The sequence below is a fragment of the Clostridium neonatale genome (genome assembly GCF_900465025.1).
Lineage (GTDB): Bacteria > Bacillota > Clostridia > Clostridiales > Clostridiaceae > Clostridium > Clostridium neonatale.
In genome coordinates this window covers 1349786-1374309 of record NZ_UICR01000002.1, presented here as the reverse complement: position 1 = coordinate 1374309, position 24524 = coordinate 1349786, and the positions used below count along the sequence as shown (strand labels likewise).

General features: G+C 28.5%; 18 protein-coding genes. 17 read left to right on the top strand and 1 reads right to left on the bottom strand.

Annotation, left to right across the window (positions count from 1 at the left end; all coding sequences use genetic code 11):
- Positions 1-44 precede the first annotated feature (44 nt).
- The 10 genes from CNEONATNEC86_RS17835 to CNEONATNEC86_RS17790 all read left to right on the top strand — a co-directional run bounded on the left by CNEONATNEC86_RS17835 (position 45) and on the right by CNEONATNEC86_RS17790 (position 16070).
- On the top strand, positions 45-1475 hold the full coding sequence (locus tag CNEONATNEC86_RS17835; RefSeq protein ID WP_159136511.1) for a 6-phospho-beta-glucosidase: 1431 nt from the start codon (positions 45-47) through the stop codon (positions 1473-1475).
- A 429-nt stretch (positions 1476-1904) separates the two neighbouring features.
- Positions 1905-3242 carry an ABC transporter substrate-binding protein gene (locus CNEONATNEC86_RS17830; protein WP_159116834.1) on the top strand — a complete coding sequence of 446 codons (1338 nt, stop codon included), beginning with the start codon at positions 1905-1907 and terminating at the stop codon, positions 3240-3242.
- Between the two features lie 72 nt (positions 3243-3314).
- Positions 3315-4274 (top strand): carbohydrate ABC transporter permease, encoded by a 960-nt coding sequence (locus tag CNEONATNEC86_RS17825; RefSeq protein WP_185738637.1) that lies wholly within the window; start codon positions 3315-3317, stop codon positions 4272-4274.
- Positions 4274-5101: a carbohydrate ABC transporter permease gene (locus CNEONATNEC86_RS17820; protein WP_159116935.1), complete on the top strand. Its 828-nt coding sequence runs from the start codon at positions 4274-4276 to the stop codon at positions 5099-5101. Before CNEONATNEC86_RS17825 ends, CNEONATNEC86_RS17820 begins: the two co-directional genes overlap by 1 nt.
- A gap of 78 nt (positions 5102-5179) precedes the next feature.
- On the top strand, positions 5180-8320 hold the full coding sequence (locus CNEONATNEC86_RS17815) for a hypothetical protein (RefSeq protein WP_159136510.1): 3141 nt from the start codon (positions 5180-5182) through the stop codon (positions 8318-8320).
- A gap of 15 nt (positions 8321-8335) precedes the next feature.
- On the top strand, positions 8336-9679 hold the full coding sequence (locus CNEONATNEC86_RS17810) for a glycoside hydrolase family 30 protein (protein WP_159116832.1): 1344 nt from the start codon (positions 8336-8338) through the stop codon (positions 9677-9679).
- An 83-nt stretch (positions 9680-9762) separates the two neighbouring features.
- On the top strand, positions 9763-10779 hold the full coding sequence (locus CNEONATNEC86_RS17805) for a LacI family DNA-binding transcriptional regulator (RefSeq protein ID WP_058296497.1): 1017 nt from the start codon (positions 9763-9765) through the stop codon (positions 10777-10779).
- Positions 10780-10799: 20 nt separating this feature from the next.
- Complete coding sequence (locus tag CNEONATNEC86_RS17800; protein ID WP_159136509.1) at positions 10800-13502, top strand: GH36-type glycosyl hydrolase domain-containing protein; 2703 nt, start codon at positions 10800-10802, stop codon at positions 13500-13502.
- Positions 13503-13577: 75 nt separating this feature from the next.
- Positions 13578-15290 carry a methyl-accepting chemotaxis protein gene (locus CNEONATNEC86_RS17795; RefSeq protein WP_159136508.1) on the top strand — a complete coding sequence of 571 codons (1713 nt, stop codon included), beginning with the start codon at positions 13578-13580 and terminating at the stop codon, positions 15288-15290.
- 81 nt (positions 15291-15371) lie between these two features.
- On the top strand, positions 15372-16070 hold the full coding sequence (locus CNEONATNEC86_RS17790; protein WP_058296494.1) for a GntR family transcriptional regulator: 699 nt from the start codon (positions 15372-15374) through the stop codon (positions 16068-16070).
- 57 nt (positions 16071-16127) lie between these two features.
- On the opposite strand, the gene CNEONATNEC86_RS17785 is transcribed toward CNEONATNEC86_RS17790, so the two are convergent.
- Entirely contained in the window at positions 16128-16598 is a 471-nt protein-coding gene (locus tag CNEONATNEC86_RS17785) for a YbaK/EbsC family protein (protein WP_159116829.1), read from the bottom strand.
- 230 nt (positions 16599-16828) lie between these two features.
- Between CNEONATNEC86_RS17785 and CNEONATNEC86_RS17780 the strand changes: the two genes are divergently transcribed.
- From CNEONATNEC86_RS17780 to CNEONATNEC86_RS17750, 7 genes are all read left to right on the top strand, one after another.
- Complete coding sequence (locus tag CNEONATNEC86_RS17780) at positions 16829-17317, top strand: RNA polymerase sigma factor (protein WP_058296492.1); 489 nt, start codon at positions 16829-16831, stop codon at positions 17315-17317.
- Positions 17310-18167 (top strand): anti-sigma-V factor RsiV, encoded by an 858-nt coding sequence (gene rsiV / locus CNEONATNEC86_RS17775; RefSeq protein WP_159116828.1) that lies wholly within the window; start codon positions 17310-17312, stop codon positions 18165-18167. Before CNEONATNEC86_RS17780 ends, rsiV begins: the two co-directional genes overlap by 8 nt.
- Positions 18168-18347: 180 nt before the next feature.
- Positions 18348-19238 (top strand): HAD family hydrolase, encoded by an 891-nt coding sequence (locus CNEONATNEC86_RS17770; protein ID WP_159116827.1) that lies wholly within the window; start codon positions 18348-18350, stop codon positions 19236-19238.
- A gap of 224 nt (positions 19239-19462) precedes the next feature.
- Positions 19463-19720: a hypothetical protein gene (locus CNEONATNEC86_RS17765; protein ID WP_159116826.1), complete on the top strand. Its 258-nt coding sequence runs from the start codon at positions 19463-19465 to the stop codon at positions 19718-19720.
- Positions 19721-20409: 689 nt separating this feature from the next.
- Positions 20410-21561: a methyl-accepting chemotaxis protein gene (locus CNEONATNEC86_RS17760; RefSeq protein ID WP_159136507.1), complete on the top strand. Its 1152-nt coding sequence runs from the start codon at positions 20410-20412 to the stop codon at positions 21559-21561.
- Positions 21562-21646: 85 nt separating this feature from the next.
- On the top strand, positions 21647-22840 hold the full coding sequence (locus tag CNEONATNEC86_RS17755; RefSeq protein ID WP_058296487.1) for a phosphoenolpyruvate hydrolase family protein: 1194 nt from the start codon (positions 21647-21649) through the stop codon (positions 22838-22840).
- Positions 22841-23261: 421 nt separating this feature from the next.
- On the top strand, positions 23262-24470 hold the full coding sequence (locus tag CNEONATNEC86_RS17750) for a Tm-1-like ATP-binding domain-containing protein (RefSeq protein WP_159136506.1): 1209 nt from the start codon (positions 23262-23264) through the stop codon (positions 24468-24470).
- Positions 24471-24524 lie beyond the last annotated feature (54 nt).

Genomic DNA, 24524 nt, shown 5'->3' with positions numbered 1-24524 from the left:
GATTATATAATACACTATAATATAAAGTTTTAGGGGGAAAAATTATGGCACTTAGTAAAGAGTTTTTATGGGGTGGAGCGGTAGCTGCACATCAAATAGAAGGTGGATGGAATGAAGATGGGAAAGGGCCTAGTACAGCAGATGTTATGACAGCAGGCGCACATGGAGTTCCAAGAGAAATTACAGATGGAGTTATTGAAGGATTAAACTATCCAAATCATGAAGCAATTGATTTTTATCATAGATATAAGGAAGATATAGCATTATTTGCAGAAATGGGATTTAAATGTTTTAGAACATCAATAGCATGGTCAAGAATTTTTCCAAATGGTGATGAATTAGAACCAAATGAAGAAGGATTAAAGTTTTATGATGATATGTTTGATGAATTAATTAAAAATGGAATTGAACCAGTTATAACTTTATCTCATTTTGAGATACCATATTACATATGCAAAAATTATGGTGGATGGAGAAATCGTAAAGTTATTGACATGTTTGTAAAATTTGCTACAACTGTTATGGAAAGATACAAAAATAAAGTAAAGTATTGGATGACATTTAATGAGATAAATAACCAAGCTGAAACAGAAGTTGATTTATTTGCTTGGACTTGTTCTGGAGTAAGATTTGCAGAAGGAGAAAATAGAGTTGAAGTAACATATCAAGCTGTTCACCATGAATTGGTTGCAAGTGCATTGGTAGTAAAAAAAGGTCATGAAATAAATCCAGATTTTAAGATAGGATGTATGCTTGCATATGTTCCGGTATATCCATATTCTTGTAATCCGGATGATATGATGCTTTCAGTTGAAGCAATGCATGAAAGGTATTTATATGGAGATGTTCATTGCAGAGGTTATTATCCAAGTTATGCTCTTAAAAAATGGCAAAGAGATGGAATTAATATAAAAATGGAACCAGAAGATGCAGAAATATTAAGAGAAGGTTGTGTTGATTATATAGGATTTAGTTACTATATGTCAGCTGCAGTTAAAAGTGAAAATGATGTAGAAGATGGTGATGGATTAGCTGGATATTCTAAGGCTGTAAAAAATCCATATGTAAAAGCTTCAGATTGGGGATGGCAGATTGATCCTGTTGGATTAAGATATGGACTTAATTCGTTATATGAAAGATACCAAAAACCATTATTCATAGTTGAAAATGGTTTTGGAGCTATAGATGTAAAAGAAGAAGATGGAACATGTAACGATGATTATAGAATAGAATTTTTAAAAGAACATATTATAGAAATGAAAAAGGCTGTTGAACTTGATGGTGTTGATCTAATGGGATACACACCATGGGGTTGTATTGATTTAGTTTCTTTTGGAACAGGAGAAATGAAAAAACGTTATGGTTTTATTTATGTTGATAAAGATAATGATGGGAATGGAACTTTAAATAGAAGTAAGAAGAAATCATTTGATTGGTATAAAAAAGTTATTGCGAGTAACGGTGAAGAGTTATAAGCAAAAAAAGTTAAATCACTACATCAAATTGATTACTAAAATTTGATGTAGTTTTTAATTTTAAAAATTTAAATGGTAGAATAAATGATTATTTTAAGTTATATAGATTTTTTATAATTCAAGTTATAGAACTAAAACAATATAAAAAAATATATAATAAATATATTCAAGAAAAACCTTTACAAAATAGAACTCAGGATATATAATCAAATTGTAAATGGTTACTAATATAAAAAAGAAAATAAAAACCGGTTTCGAAAGTTGTACATGCTGTAAGGCTTTTATTTTTTAAAAACTTCGAAACCCGTTTCGAAAATGATTTTTTTTAAATACTATCGAAACTGGTTTCGAAAAATGCAATAAAAATAATGTAGTTAATTTTAACTATATATATTTTTAAATAAATAATTAAAATAGGGGGAAACAAATATGAGAATTAAAAAATTAATATCATTAGTTATGACAGGTATGCTAGCAATTTCATTTGTCGCATGTGGGTCAGGCTCATCAAGAGACTCAGAAGGAGCAGCTAATAAAGATGGGAAAATAGTAGTATGGACATTATCAGATGACTTAAAGCAATTTGCAGATTATTACAAAGAAAAAAATCCAGGAAAAGAAGTTGAAGTTACAGTTATAGCACCAGCTGATTACCCAACAAAGGTTACTACAGCACTTAGAGGTAAAGCGAATGTTCCGGATGTTATAGTTGGAGAGCCTCAAATGATTCCAAACTTTATGGAAGCAGGTTTCTTTGAAGATTTAAGCCAAGCTCCATATAATGCTGAAGAATATAAGGATAAGATTGTAGATTATGTGTTCCAAGCTGGTAAAGATGAAAACGGTATAGTTAGAGCATTAAGCTATCAAGTTACTCCGGGAGGAATTACTTATCGTAGAGATATAGCTAAAGATGTATGGGGAAATGATGATCCAGAATTTATTGCTGAAAAATTTAAAGACGTAAAAACAATAATAGAAACAGCAAAAGAATTAAAAGATAAGGGATATAGAATTTTTTCTGATACAGGAAATCTAAGATGGTTCGTTTATGGAAATGATCCTCAACCATGGGTTAAAGACGGAAAGTTAATGATGACAGAAGATAGATTAAATTATGTAGATGCAGCAGTTGATTTATATCAACAAAAATTAGTTGCTTTTGCTCCAGAATGGTCAGCAGCATGGTATGCATCAATGAATGGTCCAATTCCATTGGATGCCGATTGGCAAGAATTAAAAGATGTAGATCCAAGTACAGCGCAAACAGAAGTATTCTCATATGCATTACCAACATGGGGAACTTTAATAATTAGAGACAATGGTCAAAATAACATTGGTAAATTTGGTGTTACTACAGGTCCTAATTCATATTTCTCTGGTGGAACATTTATGGGAATAAGTTCTTATAGCAAAAATAAAGAAGCAGCTTGGGATTTTCTTAAATTCTGTACTCTAAATGAAGATACAGCAAATTGGTGGATTGAAAAGTCTAAGGGAGATGTTGTTTCATATATCCCAGCTTTAGAATCACATAAAGATATGGAAAATGAAGCTTTAGGTGGACAAAAGTCTTATGCATTTTGGTTAGAAGAAGCTAATAAGATAGATTATTCATTAGTTACTAAATATGATGATCAAATAGGAAAGTTCTTTGGACAAGCAATTGAATCAATTCAAAAAGGTGAAATGTCAAAAGAAGATGCTTTAAAAGATTTTTATAAGAACATTTCAACTGTTTATCCAGAAATTGAAGTACCTAAATAATGTAAACAAGGTGAAGTATATCTTCACCTTTAAATAAAAATTATATAAAAAATTTTGTTAGAGGTGAGGAGTTTGAATATACAAGCAAATATTTCTAGTGAGAAAAGCACAAAGATTAGGAAGAGAAAGAAAAGTATAAATGATGTTAATAGATGGGGATATGTGTTTATACTTCCGTTCATTATTGTATTTTTGATATTTAGTATTTATCCGATTTTTAAAACACTATATTTAAGTTTTACAAATTTTAATGGATTTGCAGATGCAAAGTTTATTGGGTTAGAAAATTATAGTCGTGTTATAAAGGATCCTTTGTTTTGGACAGCATTTAAGAATACACTAAAAATTTGGAGTATTAATGTTATATTACAATTTGGATTAGCATTTTTATTAACTATTATATTTAGCGACATAAAATATAAAGTTAAAGGCCTTAGTATTTTTAGAGCATTATTTTATTTACCGAATCTAATTGCCGCAACATCAGTAGCATTTCTATTTAAGGCATTATTAGATTGGCAATTTGGAACATTAAATCAATTATTAGTTAAATTTGGACTTATTAATTCTAAAATAAATTGGCTTGGACAGCCGGGGACAGCAATTATAGTTGTTGCAGTTATTGGAGCTTGGATGTGGTTTGGAAATACATTTATAGTACTTATGGCAGGGGTCCAGGGTATATCAAAAGATTATTTTGAAGCAGCAACAATAGATGGAGCTGGAAGATGGACAACATTTGGAAAGATAACTCTACCACTTTTAAAGCCAATATTACTTTATTCAGCAATAACTTCACTTATTGGTGGTCTTCAAATATTTGATATTCCATTTTTAATTACAGATGGACTTGGAGCACCAGGTGGAGCATTAAACACAGTGGTTATGTATTTATATAATACGGCATTTAAATATAACAATATAGGATATGCAGCTGCTATTGCTTATGCTTTATTCTTTATAATAGCAATATTCTCAGCATTCACATTTAAATCAATGTATGGTTCAAATAAAAATAAGGAGGCAAGATGATGTTTACAAAGGTTAAAAAAAGCATTATATATATAGCACTAATTATTTTGAGCATTGTATGCTTGTGCCCATTTTTGATAATGCTCGTAAATTCAACACGAAGCAGTCAAGAAATTATAAGTTCATTTTCATTAGTTCCAGGAAGTTCTTTGCAAAGTAACTGGAAAATAATGAGTGACTATTTCAATATATTTAAAGGTCTTGGAAATAGTTTATTTATAGCAGTGTGTGTAACAGCCTTAAGTGGATACTTTTCAGCTTTAACAGCTTATGGATTAGCCGTTTATAATTTCAAGGGAAGAAATGCTTTATTTACAACGATACTTGTACTTATGATGGTACCTGCACAACTTGGTTTATTAGGTTTTTATGACTTAGTTAATGGACTTGGATTAATGGATAGCTATATACCATTAATAATACCTGCAATAGCAAGTCCGTTTATTGTTTTCTTCCTAAGACAATATTTAGTTTCAGTGCTTCCAATGTCAATAATTGAGGCTGCTAGAATGGATGGAGCAAGTGAGATTGCAACATTCCATAAAATTGGATTACCAATAATGATGCCAGGTATTGCAACAATGTCAATAGGAACATTTATTGGATCTTGGAATAATTATTTGATGCCATTAGTATTGCTTATTTCACCTGATAAGTTTACTTTACCAGTAATGATGGGATCTTTAAGTGCATCTAAGGATATAACAGCAAATATGGGGGCAACATATGTATCAGTCGCGGTCTCAGTTTTACCAGTAATGATAGCATTCTGTTTCTTCTCAAAATATATAATTAGCAGTATATCAGCAGGTGGAGTGAAAGAATAAATTTATACTTTGAAAAGATTTTTTATGAAGTATTAGAAAAGGAATATTATGAAAATCAAATAAAGTAAGAGGTGTTTTATGAATACAAAAAATATAATAAAAGATGATTATATAGATGAACTAGGATTTTATACAATAGAAGATTATGATAAAAAACATTCTTTTTCTAGCTTTCTAGCAGGTATAGCAGGAGTAGAAGGAATACCAATGTGGTCATTTTATGTTAATAGAGGGCAAGCTATAAGTAGTATTGGTATAAGAGATAAGGATAATTGCATAATGGAATTTTTTCCAGCAAATGAAGCCTATAAAATGGTTTATACAAATGGATTTAGAACATTCATAAAAATAAAAAACGATAAAAATGAAAAGATAATTGAGTCTTTTTCAGTTGATAGAGAGAATAATACAAGTAGAAAGTTAAAGATTAAAAATAATGAATTAAAATTGATTGAAATTAATAAAAAACTTAACATAAAAACAATAGTGACATATTTTACTATACCAAATGAAAAATTTGCAGCGTTAGGAAGAAAAGTTGAAATAGTAAATGAATCACATGAAACTATTAAAGTTGAAGTTTTAGACGGTTTAACATCAGTATTACCATATGGTTCAAAAAATATAGAATATAAAGAAATAGGTAATACATTAAGAAGCTGGATGCAAGGTGAAATTAATGAAAATAATACTGCAATATACAAAGTAAGATCATCAACAGGTGATTCAACAAAAATGGATGAAATAAATAATGGATATTTTTATTTAGCTTTTGATAAAGAAGAAAAGCCATTAGATCTTATAGTAGATCCAGAAAATATATTTGGATATGATACTTCATTAAAAGAGCCAATAGAATTTTATAAAAAGAGTGTTGATAAGATAAGAGAAAAAAATATTAGTTACAATAAAGTTCCATGTGCATTTACTGGTTCTAGTAAAATATTAAAAGCTAAGGAAGCCATAGAAATATATAGTTATATAGGATATATGAATTCTATCGATGAGATATATGAATCACAAGATAAATTAACAGATATAAATTACTTTGAAAACAAAATTGGAGAAAATAATGAAATTATAAATGAGATTAGTAAGTGTGTAGAGACAGTAAGTGCTTATCCATTATTTGATGAATATATAAAACAGTGCTATATAGATAATGTATTAAGAGGGGGATATCCTTTAGAAATAGGAAATAAAGTTTATTATGTATATTCAAGAAAACATGGAGATTTAGAAAGAGACTATAATTTTTTTAGCATAGAACCAAATTACTATTCCCAAGGGAACGGAAATTTTAGGGATGTAAATCAAAATAGAAGAATGGATGTAGATATTCACCCATTTACAGAAAGAGAAAATATAAAGATTTTTAACGAATTAATACAACTAGATGGATACAATCCTTTGGTTATTAAGGGAAAAAAATTCTATATAGAAGATGAAAATAAGCAAGAAGTATTAGAAATTATAAGTAAATACAGATGCAAATTAGAGAAAATAATAGAAAAGAAATTTAGTGTGGGAGAATTATATTCTGAATTAACAAAAATTAATGGTTTGGAACATGAGGAAAGAAAATCTTTATTAGAAAAAATAATAAAGATTGCTAGAGAAGAAACAGAAGCAGATTTTGGAGAAGGCTTTTGGATTGATCACTGGACATATAACTTAGATTTAATTGAAGAATATTTGAATATATATCCAGATAGAATAAAAGATCTTTTAGTTGGTGATAAAGAATATAAATTTTATAATTCGCCAGAATATGTACTTCCAAGAAGAGAAAAGTATGAATTAGACAATGATAAAGTAAGACAATATATATGCTTAGGTAAAAAAGAACCTACAAAGCAATGGGTTTACGATGAGAATGGGACCTTGTATAAAGTTAACCTTTATACAAAACTATTCATGTTAGCTGGAATAAAATTCATGACATTAGATAATATGGGATTTGGTATTGAAATGGAAGCAGGAAAACCTGGCTGGAATGATGCTATGAATGGGCTTCCAGGATTACTAGGCTCTAGTTTTGCAGAGACAGCAGAACTAAAAAGGTTATTATTGTTCATAAAAGAAAATCTAAATATTATAGATGAAGATTTAGAGATGCCAGTTGAATTTTTCGATGCAATTAATGAGGTGAATAAGCTGTTAATTGCACATTTAAAGAATGACTTAGATCAGTTTAATTACTGGGATAAAGTATCAACTGTAAGAGAGAACTATAGAGAGAAAACAATGTATACAGTTAGTGGAAAAAATAAATCAATTAATAAAGATAAAATAGATGATTTAATTGAAAGAATGCTTTGTAAAATTGATTTAGGAATTGAAGAAATAAAAAGAATGAATGATGAAAAAATTCCTACATTTATAGAATACGAAGTTGAAGAATATGAAGTAAATGATAGGAAAGAAATTAAACCTATTAGTTTTAAAGTGAGATTTTTACCAATGTTTTTAGAAGGAGTAGCTAGATATTTAAAAACAGAATTAGATGAAGGTGAAAAATTACAAGTATATGACACAATAAGATACAGTGATGTTTATGATAATAAACTAAAAATGTACAAGACGTCAGAGTCATTAGAAAATGTTTCGTTTGAGATTGGTAGAGCAAGAACATTTACAGCCGGATGGCTTGAAAGAGAATCAATATTTATGCATATGGAATTTAAATATGTATTAGAGCTTATAAAAAATGGATTGTATGAAGAATTTTTTGAGGATATTAAAAATGTAATGCCACCTTTCATGAATCCAGAGGTATATGGACGAAGTATATTAGAAAATTCATCATTTATTGCAAGTAGTAGTAACCCTGATCCCAAGAATCATGGCAGAGGATTTGTGGCAAGATTAAGTGGTACAACAGTAGAGATGCTTAATATATGGAAAATAATGATGGTAGGAATGAAGTTATTTACTTATGAAAATAATATTCTGAAATTTAAATTAAATCCAATACTAAATAAGGATTTCTTTAAAAGTAATATTTTAACAACAACATTACTTGGAAGCATAAAACTTACTTACATCAATAAGAACGATAAAAATACTTATGGAGAAAATAAGGGAACTATAAAAGAATTAAAGATAGTAGACTTAGATGGCAGCATAAAAGTAATTAATGGTAGCGAAGTATGTGGAGAATATGCTGAAAAGATTAGGGGAAGACAAGTAAAAGAAATAGAAGCTATAATTTTATAAACAAGGAGGATCAATATGAAAAAGTATAATGTATATTTAACGCACAAAGAGGAACAGGAAAAAATAAAAAAATATAATTTAGAGGAAATGCTAATAAAAGATATAAAATCGTCATCTAACAGTGTTAAAGTAAATACTAAGACTAAGTATCAAAAAATACTTGGTTTTGGAGGTGCACTTACAGAAGCAAGTGCTTATACATTATCAAAACTTGATGAAAAAACCAAAAAGGAAGTTCTAAATTCATATTATGATAGTGGAGAAGGAATAGGATATAAATTCGCAAGACTTCATATAAATAGCTGTGATTTCTCATTGGGAAATTATACTTATGTAGAAGAAAAGGATATGACATTAGAGACTTTCTCTTTAGATAGAGATGAAAAATATGTATTACCATTAGTTAGAGAAGTTAAAGAGATAAGTAATAATAATTTAAGTATTTTAGCAAGTCCGTGGAGTCCTCCTGCATATATGAAAACAAATGGAGAAATGAATAATGGGGGAAAGCTTAAGCCAGAGTTTATGCAATTATGGGCAGATTACTATGTTAAATATATAGAAAAAATGAAAGAAAAAAATATAGATATATGGGCTGTAACAGTTCAAAATGAACCAGCAGCAATACAAGTCTGGGATTCCTGTGAGTATACTGCAGAAGAAGAACGAGACTTTGTTAAAAATTATTTAGGACCAACATTTCATAAAAACAACTTACAAGATAAAAAGATAATAATATGGGATCATAACAGAGATATCGCTTATGAAAGAGCAAAAATTGTACTTGAAGATAAAGAAGCTTCGAAATATATATATGGGACAGGTATACACTGGTATATGTCAGAAGAGTTTTCTAACTTATCAAAAATACATGATGAATTTCCTGATAAACATATAATTTTTACAGAAGGATGTCAAGAAGGTGGAGTTCATTTAGGCTCATGGGATACTGGAGAAAGATATGGAAGAAATATAATCGGAGATTTAAATAATTATACAGAAGCATGGATTGATTGGAATATAGTACTTGATGAGACTGGTGGTCCAAATCATGTCGGAAATTTCTGTGATGCACCAATAATAGTAGATACAAAAGAAAAAGAAGTATATTATAATAGTTCATTCTATTATATAGCACATTTTAGTAAGTTTATAAAGCCTAATGCAGTTAGAGTTGAAAGCAATGTTAGTGGTGAAAAATTATATGCATTAAGCTGTATTAATGAAGATAATACTTTATGTATTGTTATAATGAATGAAAATGATGAAAACAAAATAGTGAGTATAAATATAGATGATGAAGTTTATAACATAGAATTAAAAGCACATTCTATATATACATTTGTGGAAAATAAATAGCAAAAATGTCATGTAGTGCTTTTTTTATAAATTCTGTATAATTAGAATTAATAGATACTTTAGAAAAGAAAGGATGAGATATTGTGAGCACAATATATGAAATAGCAAAAATAGCAGGTGTTTCACCAACAACAGTATCCAAAGTAATAAATAATTATCCTGATGTAAGCGATAAAACTAGAGCAAAAATAAAAAAGATACTTGAAGAAGAAAACTTTCTTCCGAATTCTCAAGCTCAGTTTTTGTCAACTAAAAAAACGTGGACATTAGGTATTGTATATTTTGAAGACTTAGGAGTTGGACTTAATCACCCTTTCTTTTCAGGCGTAATAGAAGCCTTTAAGAGACAGTCAGATAAGTATGGATATTCATTATTATTTGGATCTAAAAATGATAGACTTAAAAATGATACTTTTTTGGAATATTTCAAATATAGATGTGTTGATGGAATTGCTATAATCTGTACTGATCCTAATGATAAAGAAACCCTTGAGTTAATAGAAAGTGATTTTCCAATTGTAGTAATAGACATGTTTAATAAAAATACATCGACTGTGACTTCGGATAATGTACAGGGATGTAGTTTAGCTTTAAATTATTTATATAAGTTAGGACATAGAAAGATTGCACATATTCAAGGTGTTGCACAAGCAGATAACTGGCCTAGCAGTATAAGGAAGAAGACATATATAGAAGTTATGAAAAAGCTAAATTTGGATATACCAGAAGGATATATTGTAGATGGAGTAAACTTTGATGTTAGTGGTGGATATGATGCAATGAAGGAATTACTATCGCTTAAGGATAGACCGACAGCTGTATTTGCATCAGGAGATAAGTTAGCAATAGGAGCTATTGATGCTATAAAAGATGCTGGTCTTAGAGTTCCGGAAGATATATCGGTAATAGGGTTTGATAATATTGAAATAGCAAAATATGTTACACCAAAGTTAACAACAATAAGACAGAATTGTCAAGAAATTGGAAAGGCTGCTGTAGACATATTGATAGAGCAGATAAATAAAAAAGAAAAATTAAAAATAAATAAGGTAATTCCAGTTGAACTAATTGAAAGAGAGTCCTGTAGAAAAATAGATTAATTATTTAAGAAGGTGGAATTGTGAACAAATATAAATTTATAGATAATCAAGGAACATTTTTATTGGAAAATCCAGAGATTAATAGCTATATGTATTTTCCAATAGCAAATGAATGTGGAGTAATGTCAAGTTTAACACCAACTCTAAATGGTGATTGCAAGATGAGTCAAAATACATTTTTACTTGCACCTGTAAGTGCAGAAGAATTACACAATAATAAATCATCAAGAAATTTCTGGATATATATTGAAGGGTATGGAGCATGGTCTGTAACAGGTGCATCAGGTAAACAAAAATATGAGGTATTTGATAAAAACAAGGAAAATACAAAACTTGAAGCCGGAATAATGTGGCATAAAATTACTAGAGAATCTCAAAATATAGGAATAAAGAGTGAGGTTACATCATTTGTTCCTAGTAATAACAAAAAAGTTGAACTTATGAAAGTTACAATTACCAACATAAGTAATGAAGGGAAAAAAATAACGCCAACAGCAGCAATACCATTTTATGCTCGCTCTGCAGATAATGTTAGAGATCATAAACATGTAACTTCATTATTGCATAGAATAGAAACAACAGATTATGGAGTAATAGTTAATCCGACATTAACATTTGATGAGAGAGGTCATAAGAAGAATACTATAGTTTATGGTATTGTTTCGGCGGAGGATGATGGAAAAAAACCAATTGGATTTTGTCCTTTAGTAGAAGACTATATAGGGGAAGGTGGTTCTTTTGAGGCACCAGAAACTATAATAATAAACAAAAAATTTGATGTGAAGTCTAATGAAAAGTTTGAAGGATATGAAGCAATTGGAGCTATAAGGTTCAATGATATAATAATCGAGCCAGGCCAATCAAAGACATATATAGTAGCTATGGCATTTGGAGAATCTAAAAGGGATATAGAAAGTATTTCAAATGATGTCTTGAAAGAAACCGATTTCGATAGTTTGTTAGAAGAGACTAAATTATATTGGAATAATAAAATAAACATATCATATAAAACCAAAGATTCTGAATTTGATAACTGGATGTATTGGGTTAATTTTCAGCCAATGCTTAGAAGGATATATGGGTGTTCTTTCTTGCCTCATCACGATTATGGAAAAGGCGGAAGAGGATGGAGAGATTTATGGCAGGATTGTCTTGCACTTTTAGCTATGGATCCAGAGAATGTAAGACAGATGTTGTTAGATAATTTTGGAGGGATACGTTTTGATGGAACAAATGCTACTATAATAGGAAATAAGCAGGGAGAATTTATAGCTGATAGAAATAACATTACTCGTGTATGGATGGATCATGGTGCATGGCCATTTTTAACAACAAAGCTCTATATAGAACAAAGTGGTGATATTGAGTTTCTATTAGAAAAGCAACTTTATTTTAAAGATCTGCAGGTTATAAGAGGCGAAGAAAAAGATAATCTATGGAATTTAGAACAAGGAAACAATCAATTAACAGAAGACGGAGAGACATATGAAGGAAATATTCTTGAGCATTTATTAATTCAGCATTTAACGGCGTTTTATGATGTAGGGGAACATAATGTTTTAAGGCTTCATGGAGCAGATTGGAATGATGCATTAGATATGGCAAGTGAGAGGGGAGAAAGTGTAGCATTTTCAGCATTATATGCAGAAAATCTTGAGGATATCGCAGAGTTGTTAAAAGTAATAAAAGATAAAATGAATATAAAAAATATTCAATTAGCTGAAGAAATTCAGATTCTTTTAAATGTAAATACAGTTGAATATAATTCTGTAGATAAAAAACTTAAAGTATTAAAAAAATATTGCGAAAAATGCAAACATTCAATAACTGGAAAAGTTATTGAAATAGATTGTGATACATTGATAGAAGACATTAAGGGAAAAGCAAAATGGCTTAAAGAGCATATACGAAAAAATGAGTGGATTTCAAATGAAGAAGAATTTAGCTGGTTTAATGGATATTATGATAATAATGGAAGAAGAGTTGAAGGTGGAACTGGAAATGAAACTCGTATGATGCTTACAGGACAAGTATTCACAATAATGAGCAATACTGCAAATGAAGAGCAGGTAAGAAGCATAATAAAAGCATGTGATAATTATTTGTATGATGAGTCTGTAGGGGGATATAAGCTAAATACGGACTTTAATGAAGTTAAAACAGATCTTGGGAGAATGTTTGGATTTGCATATGGTCATAAAGAAAATGGTGCAGTATTCAGCCATATGGCAATAATGTATGCTAATGCTCTATATAAAAGAGGATTTGTAGAGGAGGGCTTTAAGGTTATTGATTCTCTTTACAGCCATTGTAATAAATTTGAAATAAGCAGAATATATCCTGGAGTACCAGAGTATATAAATTCTAGAGGAAGAGGTATGTATCACTATTTAACTGGTTCTGCTAGTTGGTTGATATTAACTGTATTGACTGAGATGTTTGGAGTAAAGGGAGATATGGGAGATTTAAAGCTTGAACCTAAACTTCTTTTAAAGCAATTTGATGAAAATTATAAGGCAGCAATAAATATGACTTTTGCAGAAAGAAGATTTCATATTGAATATATTAATGAAGCTTCAAAAGAATTTAATGAATACAGTATTAAAGAAATTTATTTAGATAATAATAAATATAATTCTGAAAACTATTCGGTTATATATAAAAAGGATATTATTTTACTTGATGAAGGAAAGACTCACAATATTAAAGTTATATTAGAATAATTTTTATATGAAAATATCATAGAATATGAAGATGATATGTTAGATGTCTAATTTCAAAAGTCAGAGGGAGGTCCTATGAGAGATCTTATAAATATTAAGGGGATAAGAAATTTACCTATTAAAAAGAAATTGATAAAGTCTTTTTTAATAATAGTAATTATAGGAGCTTTAACATCATGTTTGAGTATAATATTTCTACAAAAAATAAACGATAATTACCAGTATGCAATTAATGAGTATGGTTTTTCTCAAGGTGAAATTGGAAAACTGGGCATAAGAGTAGAACATTCATATTCTATGATTAAGGAAATTATAATCATAGGAAGCCAAGATTCTATAGATCAGAAGAGAATAACTTCAATGCAGGAAGATATACAGAAGTGTGATGATGATATTAAAGAATTATTATCTCTAATAGAAAAGACAAATAAAGAACTTGAAGAAAAGGAAACTTTTAATAATATAAAAGATGATATACAGGAGTATGAAAAAGTCAAACAAAGAATTATAGATTTAGGATTAGAAAGAAAAAGTGATCAAGCTGCTGAGTTGTTAAGATTACAAGGGAATCCTTCAATGGATTTGCTTACAGTAGATATTTCAAAGCTATTGGATACAAAGATTGATCAATGTAATAATTTAGTGACTAAATTAAATATTTTAAGAACCATTTTTATAGGGATTATTATAGTATCAATAGGTATATCAGTATTATTTGCATTGCAGTTATCAAGATATATATCAGATATAATAGGTAATCCCATAGAAAAGATGAATATTATAGCTAAAAAGTTAGCTAATGGAGAGTTGAATGTTGATTTAGAAATAGATTCTAATGATGAGATTGGAGAGTTAGTATCTTCATTTTCGGTTATGATAACTACTCTTAAAGGATACATTAGTGAGATTTCAGAAGTATTAGGAGATATTTCTTTAGGAAAATTTAATTGTAAAATAGAACAAGAATATAAAGGAGAATTTATTCAAATAAGAAGCTCATTAGAGAATATTTTAAAATCATTAACACATGTATTTTCAGAATTTAAACAGTCAGCAATTGAAATAACAGAAAATTCAAAACAAGTTTCTGATATAGCAGAAGTATTATATAAAGGAAGCCTTGAACAGACTAGTGTAGTTAATGAATTATCAGTGTCTATTAATAAAATAAATGGACAAATAAAGAAAAATACCGAAGATGCTACAAATGTTAATGATGTAACTAATTATTTAGTTGAAAATATAGGAAAGAGCAACAATCAAATGAACACTCTATTAAATGCTATGAATGAAATTGAAAGCTCATCAAAAAACATTATAAATATTATGCAAACAATTGATGAGATTTCAGAACAAACTAATCTACTTGCATTAAATGCATCTATAGAAGCTGCTAGGGCAGGCGAAGCAGGAAAAAGTTTTTCTATTGTAGCTAATGAGGTAAGAAATTTAGCAGATCAAAGCTCAAATGCTGCTAAAAGTACAAAGAAAATAATAAATGATTCAATGATAGCCATATATAATGGAAAGTCATTAGCAATTAATGCAGCTAATACATTGACAGAATGTGTTAAACAGTCAGATGTTACAATAAATTTAATAAATGATATAACGGTGGCATCAAATGAACAAGCACTTGCTATTGAAAGTATTGATAAAGGAATAGCTCAGATTGTAGAAGTTATAAATGAAAATTCAAAAGTATCAGAAAAGAGTGCAGAATCTAGTGAGCATTTAAAAACACAATCAATTGTTTTGGATGAAATGATTAATAAATTTAGAAAGTAAGATGGTTATAGATATACACATATAGTATGTGATATAATGAATATTATATCATATACTATTTGTTTGGAAGAGGGAGAATAAATGCAGCCTAAGTATGAATTTGTTGCTAAGACATTAGAGAAGGAAATTATAGAAAGAAAATATAATGATGATAAAAAGTTGCCAACAGAAGAAGAATTGATGAAAGTATTTCAAGTAAGTAAAAATACTATAAGAAAAGCTATAGATGTTTTAGTTAGCAATGGATATGTCTATAGAGTACAAGGTAGTGGTGTATTCTTAAGAGATTTTTTTTATAATGGCTTTGTAAATGTTATGAATATGACAGGACTAACAAAAAACTTTTCTGCAGACAAAATAGCAACAAAAGTTATTGAACTATCTTTAATTGATCCAACTGAAAAAATAATTGAAAAATTAAATTGTTCGCCAGAAACTAAAATTTATTATGTAAAACGTATTAGATACTTAGATGGGGAGCCAATAGAAATTGAAGAATCATATTATAATAAAGATGTTATATGTTATTTGAATAATGAAATATGTTTGGGATCCATTTTTAAATATATTACAGAAGATTTAAAGCTCAATATTGGTTTTGCTAATAGAGTAATAAGTACTGAGAAGTTAAGTAAAGAAGATGCAGAATTTCTAAATTTAGAAGAAAATGATCCAAGTTTAAATTTAGAGAATGTGGTATATTTAAGTAATGGAAAGGCATTTGATTATTCAATAGAAAAATATAATTACTTAAAAATAAAATTATATAATATTAACTAAAATAAAATCTGATATACGATAAAAAATAATTTTTGTCATATATCAGATTTTTGTTGATTATTCCCATCCTGTACAAACATCAATCCAATCAATACTATTTGACATTTCAAAAAGCTCATTACAAGTAAGTTTTATGGCTGAATTAGGACTTCCGCATGCAGGATATACTGCTTCAAATCGTTTTAATGAAATATCGGTATATACTTTAACATTAGATGGATTATCAAACGGGCATACACCACCAACAGGGTGACCTGTATATGTAGAAACTTCTTCAAAGGAAAGCATTTTGGGTTTGAATCCAAAAGTTTTCTTAAATTTTGAATTATTTACTTTGCCATCCCCGGCAGTAACAATTAATATGCACCCATCTTCATCTTTGAATGATAAGGATTTAGCAATCCTAGCAGGTTCTGTAGATAAAGCCTCAGCAGCTAACTCTACGGTCGCACTAGAAACATCAAATTCTAATACTTCATTAGCCTTATTAAATTTCTTTAAATATTCACGTACACTTTCAATTGACAATTTCGACATCTCCTTCTATGATTAATTTTTATAAATATTGCTATATTAAGTAACATATTAATAATTATATCACAAAAAATATAATAAATAATCAATAGAATGGTTTTGAATATTTTATGTTGATATATTTATGAATTTTAATAGAATAATCTTAAAACTTTTTAGTACACATAGCTCGTCTATATAGTATAAAGAAAAGTACTTTTCGGCCATATAGAAAGGAAGAAACAATGATAGGGATCTTTAAAGAAAAAAGAATAGAAAATTATATTGTGGAAAATAGAAATATTTTTTATAAAATAGCATATTCTTATACTCAAAATGAAGAAGATGCATTAGATGTTGTTCAAGAAGCTATTTATAAAGCATTGAGTTCTATAGACTCTTTAAAAGATTTAGAAAAAATTAAACCTTGGTTTTATAAAATATTGATAAGGACAAGTATCGATTTTATTAGAAAAAATAAAAAGTATATACCAATGGATAACATGTTAGAAGAATCAGATTATGATGAGTATAAAAACATTGATTTAGATAATGCTCTTAATAAAATACCTACAAAATATAAAACAATTATAATATTAAGATATTTTGAGGATTTTAAGATTGATGAGATTGCTAATATGCTAGATGAAAATGTTAATACAATAAAAAGTCGTTTATATACAGCATTGAAAAAATTGAAGATTGAAATGAAAGGTAATGATTTATATGAATAATAGAAAAATAGACGATTTAATTGAAGATTATATGAATATAAAGATATCTGATAAATTAGAAGATAAAGTTAATGAAGCTATAAAAGAAAGTAAAAAAATAAAGAAAAGAGGGATTAATATGAAAAAAGGTTTTATTGGTGTTGCAGCAAGCGTTGCTGTAATTATAGGAATGCTAAATGTTAGCCCAGCATTTGCTGATGCAGTAAAGGAAGTTCCAATAGTGGGGAATTTAGTTAACCTTGTTGTAGTAAAAAATTATAAGGTTAATGATAAAAATGTAGAAGCAGATATTAATGTTTCAAAGATAGATGGATTAAAGAATAAAGAATTACAAGATAATTTAAATGAAGAATTTATGAAGCAAGGAAAAGAAGCTTACGAAAATTTAATTAAAGAAATACCAGATATAGGAGAAGGAAAAAAGTATGTAGGAATGGATTATAAAATAAAAAGTGAAACAGATAGTATTTTATCTATTGAAGTAAGTAAATCAGAAATACAAGCATCAGGATATGAAACAAGAAAACATTATGTAATAGATAAGGAAAAACAAGTTGTTTTAACATTACCATTAATATTTAAAGATAAATCATATGTAGATGTAATTAGTGATAATATAAAAGAACAAATGAGAAAACAAATGAAAGAAGATGAAGGAAAGAGCTATTTTATAGATAGTGAGAAAGATTTCGCAGAAGATGATTTTAAAAAGATAGCAGAGAATCAAGATTTCTATATAAACTCTAATAATGATCTTGTTATCTGCTTTGATGAATATGAAGTAGCACCAGGATATATGGGACCTGTTGAGTTTGTTATTCCAAAGGAGATAGTTGATAATCTAAAATAAAATATTAATAAAAATGCTTGTAGTAACTACTTGTTATTACAAGTATTTTTTTCTTTTAAATTCAAGTAGAATTAATGATGATTTTATAAATTATAAAAAAATATTTATTCTTTTATAATTTAGCCAATAATATATGATAATATTATAGGAGATATAAATATATAGATTGGAGTGATTCTAATGATAAAACTTATAGCATCTGATATGGATGGAACACTATTAAATGATGAACATGATATAGATATAGAGACAGTTGAAGCAATTAGAAAGGCTGAAGAAGCGGGAATAATTTTTGCAATATCTACAGGTAGAGAATATGAGAGTGTTAAATGTGTATTAGATAAACATAATATAAAATGCCAATGTGTTCTTTCTAATGGAGCAGAATATAGAGATGAAGATGGCAATATATTAGAAGTAATAAATATAAATGATGTAACAGCAAAAGATATAATGTATATATTAAAAGAAAATAATCTTACAGCTCGTATTTTTACTGATAAAGGAGTTTATACAACATCATCTGAAGAGGATGCACTTCAAGAAGTGACGTATAGAACATTATCTTTTAATCCAGAGATGTCAATGGAAGAAGCACGGGAACAAGCAAAAAAGGAACCTTTTTTTGTAAGTTTGCAATATGTAAAAGATATAGAGGAATTTTTTAAGCAGGATGTTGAAGTAAGAAAATTTGTAGCATTTCATAAAGACGTCGATTTAATAGATACAGTTAAGAAAAAGATGGGAAGACTTGAAGGATTAGCAGTATCATCTTCATTTAGAGATAACATAGAAATAACAGATAAGAATGCACAAAAAGGAATAATCTTAGAAAAAGTAGCAGGGAAATTAGGAATAAATAAAAATGATGTTATGATTCTTGGGGATAGTTTTAACGATTATTCAATGTTTGAAATATTTGAAGAAAGTGTTGCAATGAAGAATGCAATACCAGAAGTTAAAGAAATAGCTAAATATGTAACTGAAGCAAATAGTGATTTAGGGGTTGCAAAAGCTATTTATAGAGTTCTTAACAATGAAATGGAAACAATGATAAATAATGAAAAATAGAAATTATAAAAAGCTCTTCGTAAAAGTAAGAGCTTTTTTTAATTAAAGTTAATACATTAATATTAGATTCATATTTAACAAATGGATAAGAACATAGTACATTGACGATTTTTTATATATAAATTTATAGAATATATTTCTAAAAATTCAAGAATATATTTATAATATATTTTTATAGGTTATAATTAATATAGTTATATAAGGAAGATAGGGAGGCGGTATTTTTGATTTTAGTAAATTGTGTATGGAGGCAATCTGATATTGTTACAGTTATTGAAAATATAAAAATAGAAGATAATTATGTTTTTAAATTACAAAAAATAGAAGGCATGAGAATGTTTTTTGAATCACTCATAAATGATGATAAAAAAGGAATGATGATGGTAAAAAGAGCAATAAAAACTATACCAGGATATCAAGCATTAGTTATAAACGTTGTACCCGTTGTAAATAGCAGTGTATTTGAGGGCTATTTTTTATAAATGATTAGTAATAACACCAATTTACAAGTAATTGAATCACCATAAAATACTAATATAAATAATATTTTCTTTATTATTTGCAAATTCCTAGAAACATTTTTATTCAGGGGTGGTTTTTTATCATCTTTAAAAGTAAAATCTAAGTGCCAATGTAAGCAATTTTCTATAACCCAAGTATTAAGGCCAATATAAGAGTGCACAAAGTTGCCAATATTTTAATGGGTACTACATATTGTTGATACCCATATTTGTTATACCTAAAATTATACTTATTAAAAATTAAATGACTATAGCTGAGTAGTTACAAATCAATATGAATTTTAAAATATAACATAAACACAAAAATATGTTACATAAAAATATTTACCATAATGGATAAAAACTGTATATTTAATTCATATTTTATCTAAAGAGTAAGTATTTGTATATATTTACAATCAATAGTTAATAACGCATTAATTAAAATTGTCACATAGTAGTGTTAGTGGAATAATTTTGATGAGATGAGGCAAGCTGTATAAAAATAGTGCAGGCCTAAGAGTATAGAGTGATTTTTGTATAGTTTCTTCATTTATTATTGATTGAAAAACTATACAATTTATAATGTTTAAATTATTAGAATAGTTTGTAATACTATACAACAACGCTTGAGAAAAAATATAGACTTAATATAGAAAGGATCTGAAGATTTGATTAATATAAAGGAATTGATGGGAATAAAGATTGTTTTTGAAATATTTGTTAAATTTATACCAAGTGGTGTTACCTTTGGAATTATAGAAGGTGATACGATAACTTGGAAGAAATCATCTAATTCATTCGATATAGATATATTTTCAATTGGGGAAAAACTTGATTATAATAGTATACAGCTTATGTCTATTCGTGAGAAAAAAGTATTGACTAAAAAAATCACGGATTCAGTAAGTGGAATTCCATTAACTATAATTTCAATACCTATTACTGGTGAAGATGATAATGTTAATGGAGCTTTTTTTATAGGATTTAAAAGAGTACATCCCATTATAGCTTCATTTGGAAATTTTGCACCAATGCTTTCTAGAATGTTTCCAGAAGGCGTATTTTTGTACATATCAGATTTGAAAAAAAACATTCAGCATCAATCATCAAAGGAGTTTGATTTACCAGATAGACATGCAGGATATGAATTAACTGAAGGTAATATTGCTTATACAACTATAAAAACAAAACAGATAGTATTTAAAGAAGTAGATGCTAGTAGATATGGTGTGCCTGCGCTTACTGTAAACTATCCATTATTTGATGAAGATGATTCTAATGAAGTAGTAGGAACATTTGGATTTGTTATACCAAAGAAAACAGCAGGATATTTACGTGGAATGTCTGATGATTTAAATTGTGGTCTTACTGAAATATCTCAAGCAATTAAACAATTGGCTGATTCATCAACTAATATTCACACAAATGAATTAGAACTTGATTCAGTTATAAAAGGAATAATAAGTCTTTCAGATGAAATTAATAATGTTTCAGTATTTATTAAGAAAATTGCAGAAGAAACAAATATGCTTGGATTAAATGCAGCTATTGAAGCAGCTAGAGCTGGAGCTGCTGGAAAAGGTTTCAGTGTTGTTGCCAATGAAATACGAAAATTGTCCGACCAGTCAAAAAATACGGTTCCTCAAATTAAAAAATTAACTGAGGATATCAAAACTAGAGTAGAGGAAGCTGGTAAAAAAAGCAAACAATCCATATTTTCAAGCGAGGAACAGGCAGCAGCTACAGAAGAAATTATAGCCGGTATAGGAGAAATCACTGCTTTGGCTGAAAACTTGAATGTAATTGCAAAGAAAGTATAAATTTTTTATTGTTATTATTACTTAATACTTAGAGAAAAAGAACTGGTAAATGAGTTAATATAAAAAATAGAGGTGATTACCAAAAGTGAAAAGAGAAAAAATATTAGAAAATCTTAAATCACAAGTAAAAAATGGATCTCATATTATTGGTGTAGCAACAAGTTCAGGAGTAACTGCAAAGTATTCACAAAATGGTGGAGCGGATTTCCTTTTAATTTTAAATTCGGGGAGATTTCGTCAAATGGGTAGAAGCTCACTAGCAGGTTTCTTGCCATTTTGTAATAGTAATGATATGGTAATGAAATTTGTTTCGAGAGAAATATTGCCACTAGTAAAAGATATACCAATTATTTTTGGGCTCAATGCAACTGATCCTACAAAGGATTTAGAGAATTATATAGATGAAATAAAAAATATGGGAGTCGATGGTATTAATAACTATCCTACAGTTGGATTAATAGATGGTCAATTTAGCCAAGCTCTTGAAGAAGATGGGGATAGCTATTCAATTGAAGTAGAAGCTATAAAAATAGCTCATGAAAAAGGTCTGTTTACAGTTGCTTTTGTATTTGATGAAATCCAGGCAGCTCAAATGATTGATGCTGGAACTGATGTTATTTGTGTACATTTAGGGTTAACAGGAGGAGGCGTATTAGGGGCAAAAAAAGTATTTTCGCTTGAAGCTGCTAAAGTTAAAATAGAAAGAATATTTAATAAATGTAACGAGTTGAAGCCAGATATAATTAAACTGATTTATGGTGGACCAGTGAAAACACCAATTGATGTTCAATATATGTATGGCAATAATGAAGATTTAATGGGATATATAGGTGGATCTGCATTTGAAAGAATTCCATCAGAAAAAACCATTACAAATATAACAAAAGCCTTTAAAGCATCGTCTAAACTTGAGGAAGATGGTTTAATGGTTAAAATGTTAGATGGAATTACAAAGAACTATAATTATGTTGAATTTGTAAAAGAATATGTTGCTAAAAATTACATGAATGATATTTCATTTTTAGATCTAGCTAATGCAGCTCATATATCTAGGAGCTATCTAAGTAGTTTGTTTAAAAAGGAAGTAGGATGTAATTTCCCGGAGTATTTAGTCAAATTTCGTATAAATAAAGCAACAGAGATTTTGAATAAAAAAAATATTCAATTATCACAGTTGGCAATATTAGTTGGTTATGAAGATTATGCACAGTTTAGTAAAATGTTTAAAAAGTATAAAGGCTGCTCTCCGAAACAATATAAATCTAGAAATACAACATAAACACAAAAAATAAGATGCGAAAGTATGTATATTAATGATTAAAAACAAATATGATCAATTTAGTTAATAATATTATTTTGGGATAAAATTATTAAAAAATATAAGTAACAGAAGCTTTCAAATCAATTATAAAATAATTTTTAACTCTAAAGATCAATTTTGAGTGCCGAAAGGTACTTATTTTTGTTTAATCATATTGGTGAAATATTTAAAACCTACAAGAGATATACTTAAAAACAATACAAATCTAAAATATAACATAAATACAAAAACATGATACATAAAAGCGTTTACGTTAATATTTGAAAACAGTATGATTAATTTATAGTTAATCATACTGTTTTTTTAGGAAAACTTTCTTCAAAAAATTTGCATAGAAGATTAAATTATAAAAAATAAAGTTTAATGGGAGATTGAGAAAATGAAAACAATAGCAATTGCAGGAACATTTGATACAAAAGGTGCGGAATATTTATATGTAAAGGAATTAATTGAAAGTTTGGGATTAGGTACCTTTACAATTCACACAGGTGTGTTTGAACCAACATTTAAACCGGATGTATCAAATACTCAAGTAGCAGAAGCAGCTGGTATGGATATTAAGACTCTAGTTGATAAAAAAGACAGAGCGTTAGCAACAGAAGTATTATCAAAAGGTATGGAAAAATTAGTTCTTAAATTATATAAACAAGGTAAATTTCATGGAATTATTTCTTTTGGTGGTACTGGTGGAACTTCGTTAGTAACACCAGCTATGAGAGCTCTTCCAATTGGAGTACCAAAAGTCATGGTATCAACAGTAGCATCAGGAAATACAGCTCCATATGTAGGCGCAAGTGATATTGTTATGATGCCATCTATAGTAGATGTTGCAGGAATTAATTCAATTTCAACAAAGATTTTCACAAATGCAGTATTTGCAATTGCAGGCATGGTTAAATTTGAAAATACAAAGGTAGTTGATAAAAAACCACTGATTGCTGCAACTATGTTTGGGGTAACCACTCCATGTGTAACAGCAGCTACCAAATATCTTGAGAAGAGAGGCTATGAAGTGCTTATATTCCATGCAACAGGTATAGGTGGACAGTCTATGGAAGCACTTATTGCAGGTGGATTTATTGAAGGGGTATTAGATCTTACAACAACAGAATGGGCAGATGAAATTATTGGCGGAGTTTTGAATGCAGGGCCATATCGTTTAGAGGCAGCAAGTAAAAATCATATTCCACAAGTTGTATCAGTAGGAGCACTTGATATGTGTAACTTTGGAACATATGATACAATACCAAAGAAATTTGAGAGACGTAACTTATATAAACACAATCCTACAGTAACATTAATGAGAACAAATATAGAAGAAAATGAAGCGATTGGTAAAAAGCTTGTTGAAAAATTAAACATGGCAAAAGATAAAACTACTTTAATGTTACCTTTGAAAGGCATATCAGGAATTGATGTAGAAGGACAGCCGTTTTATGGTGTAGAAGAAGATAAGATGTTATTTGATACTTTAAGAAATGGTGTAAACAAAAACAACGTAGAGGTAATAGAAATGAATTGTGCTATTAATGATGTAGAATTTGCAGAAGCAGCAGCACAAAAGTTAATAGATTTGATGAATAAATAGAATATATAAAATAGTGGCAGCTGCATATGATTTGAATAATAGAATTATTTGTAT

Coding starts and splice junctions, on each gene's coding strand:
- CNEONATNEC86_RS17835 (WP_159136511.1), top strand. CDS start 45: ATGGCACTTAGTAAAGAGTTTTTATGGGGTGGAGCGGTAGCTGCACAT.
- CNEONATNEC86_RS17830 (WP_159116834.1), top strand. CDS start 1,905: ATGAGAATTAAAAAATTAATATCATTAGTTATGACAGGTATGCTAGCA.
- CNEONATNEC86_RS17820 (WP_159116935.1), top strand. CDS start 4,274: ATGTTTACAAAGGTTAAAAAAAGCATTATATATATAGCACTAATTATT.
- CNEONATNEC86_RS17815 (WP_159136510.1), top strand. CDS start 5,180: ATGAATACAAAAAATATAATAAAAGATGATTATATAGATGAACTAGGA.
- CNEONATNEC86_RS17810 (WP_159116832.1), top strand. CDS start 8,336: ATGAAAAAGTATAATGTATATTTAACGCACAAAGAGGAACAGGAAAAA.
- CNEONATNEC86_RS17795 (WP_159136508.1), top strand. CDS start 13,578: ATGAGAGATCTTATAAATATTAAGGGGATAAGAAATTTACCTATTAAA.
- CNEONATNEC86_RS17790 (WP_058296494.1), top strand. CDS start 15,372: ATGCAGCCTAAGTATGAATTTGTTGCTAAGACATTAGAGAAGGAAATT.
- CNEONATNEC86_RS17780 (WP_058296492.1), top strand. CDS start 16,829: ATGATAGGGATCTTTAAAGAAAAAAGAATAGAAAATTATATTGTGGAA.
- rsiV (WP_159116828.1), top strand. CDS start 17,310: ATGAATAATAGAAAAATAGACGATTTAATTGAAGATTATATGAATATA.
- CNEONATNEC86_RS17770 (WP_159116827.1), top strand. CDS start 18,348: ATGATAAAACTTATAGCATCTGATATGGATGGAACACTATTAAATGAT.
- CNEONATNEC86_RS17750 (WP_159136506.1), top strand. CDS start 23,262: ATGAAAACAATAGCAATTGCAGGAACATTTGATACAAAAGGTGCGGAA.